This is a genomic window from Nocardiopsis sp. TNDT3 (genome assembly GCF_003427465.1).
GTDB lineage: Bacteria > Actinomycetota > Actinomycetes > Streptosporangiales > Streptosporangiaceae > Nocardiopsis > Nocardiopsis dassonvillei.
This window is the reverse complement of sequence record NZ_QPFC01000417.1, coordinates 1-2,017: the sequence shown is the minus strand read 5'-3', so window position 1 is coordinate 2,017 and position 2,017 is coordinate 1. Positions and strand designations below refer to the sequence as shown.

Genomic DNA, 2,017 nt, shown 5'->3' with positions numbered 1-2,017 from the left:
GGGCCGGGGGCTACTCCCAGCCGAACATCTGGGTCCAGGCGTTGCCGGACTCGCCGACGCCGATCGCGACCAGGTCGCAGTTGAGGATGTTCCTGCGGTGTCCGTCGCTGTTCATCCAGGCGTCCATCACCTGCTGGGGGCTGGTCTGCCCCTTGGCGACGTTCTCCGCGCCCCAGGCGTCGTAGCCGTGGCGGTCGGCCCGGTCCCCGGGGCCCTCGCCCTCGGGGCTCTCGTGGCTCATGTAGTCGCGCCGGTTCATGTCCTCGCTGTGCTCCTGGGCGGCGGCGGTCAGCCGTGAGTCCACCCGCAGCGGGCCGCAGCCGGCGTCCGCGCGCTGGGCGTTGACCAGGGTCACGACCTGCTCGGTCGCTCCGCCGGCGGGGGCGTCCGGACCGCTGTCGCCGCCACCGCCGCCGTTGCCGCCGCCGTCACCGCCGCCCGAGACCCCGCCACCGGACTCCGAGCCGCCACCGCCGCCACCGCTGCCAGCGCCGCCGGTGTCCTCGTCCCCGCTGTCCTCGGGAACGGAGGAGGCCTGCGCGCTCTGCGGCTCGACGCCCTCCCCGGAGGGCGCGGGCTCGCGCTGAGGCGTCGCGGTGGGCGAGGCGAAGAAGTCGGCGTCCTCGGAGGCCTCGGGCACGAGCGAGTCGTCGGTGACCGCGGTGCCGAGCCCTCCCTCCCGCGCCTGGCCGTCCGCCGTGTTCCGGAAGGGGTCGAGGCCGGACTCCGCGCCGGTGAACAGCAGAGCGCCCGCCACGACCAGGCCGACGGGCACCGCGGCCATGGGTACCGCGAGCGGTATCGAGCGCAGTCCGCGCCCGGAACGGCGGTGTCGGTCGGCGCTCTTCCTGCGCCTGCCTCGGCGACCACGCGCCATGGGGCCCTCCTCGGGAAGTGGGACGTCGGGGCACGGGCGCGACGGGGCGCCGCTCGCGCGGGGTCCGCGCTCAGGCCGGCCCTCGCTCGTGCCCCGCGGGTCTCGGGTGAACCCGTGTCGGGGAGCGCGCGGGATGCGCGCGGCTGCTCCGGGAGAGTGCCGCGGGGGAAGGGCGGCGGGCCCGACGCGGAGCGCCTAGCGCGTGAGAGTAGAGCAAATGTCGCAAAAAGGGAAACCAAACTGTAATAAAGCTGGTCATAGAGGGGTTTCGTGCTCCACCGTCCGCGTGGACGGTCCGTGGTATCCGCGACAATGGGGATGTGAGTCTCTACCGCGACGAGGGTGTCGTCCTGCGCAACCAGAAGCTGGGCGAGGCCGACCGCATCATCACCCTCCTGACCCGGCGCACCGGCCTGGTCCGCGCCGTCGGCAAGGGGGTGCGCCGCACCAGGTCCCGCTTCGGCGCCCGCCTGGAGCCGTGCACCCACGTCGACCTCCAGCTGCACGCGGGCCGCACGCTGGACGTGATCACCCAGGCCGAGACCGTGCGGGCCTACGGCGAGGCGGTGGTGTCGGACTACTCCCGCTACACCGCCGCCACCGCGATGCTGGAGACCGCGGAGAAGGTCGTCTCGGTCGAGAAGGACCCGGCGCTGCGCCAGTTCCTCCTGCTCATCGGCGCGCTGCGTACCCTGGGTGAGGGAAGCCACGACTCCCGGCTGGTCCTGGACGCCTACCTGCTGCGCTCGCTCGCCGTCGCCGGGTACGCGCCCTCGCTGGCCGAGTGCGCCCGCTGCGGCAGCCGGGGGGAGCACCGCGCGTTCGCGGTCCACGCCGGAGGTATGGTCTGCACGGTGTGCCGTCCCCACGGCTCCGTGCACCCGTCCCCGGACACGCTCCGACTCATGTCGGCACTGCTCGGAGGGGACTGGGAGAGCGCGGACGCCAGCGAGGACAGGCAGCGCTCCGAGTGCAGCGGGCTGGTCGCGGCCTACCTACAGTGGCACCTGGAAAACGGAATCCGATCACTGCGCCATGTGGAGCGTTCTTGAGTCTGTTCAGCTTCGACACCGGTAAACGGCGGGAGTACGCCGCGCCCGTTCCGCACCCCAGCGGCGCGCGTCCCCCCGAGCTCCCCGC

General features: G+C 73.3%; 2 protein-coding genes and 1 pseudogene. 2 read left to right on the top strand and 1 reads right to left on the bottom strand.

The window, feature by feature from the left end; genetic code table 11:
• Positions 1-10: 10 nt before the first annotated feature.
• Complete coding sequence (locus DQW06_RS11035; RefSeq protein ID WP_232833005.1) at positions 11-877, bottom strand: CAP domain-containing protein; 867 nt, start codon at positions 875-877, stop codon at positions 11-13.
• Positions 878-1,197: 320 nt separating this feature from the next.
• Between DQW06_RS11035 and recO the strand changes: the two genes are divergently transcribed.
• Together recO and DQW06_RS29495 are read left to right on the top strand one after the other, a co-directional pair.
• On the top strand, positions 1,198-1,929 hold the full coding sequence (gene recO, locus DQW06_RS11030) for a DNA repair protein RecO (RefSeq protein ID WP_013151781.1): 732 nt from the start codon (positions 1,198-1,200) through the stop codon (positions 1,927-1,929).
• Positions 1,926-2,017: pseudogene (locus tag DQW06_RS29495) on the top strand (isoprenyl transferase); the annotation flags it as partial. The gene recO and the pseudogene DQW06_RS29495, both read left to right, overlap by 4 nt.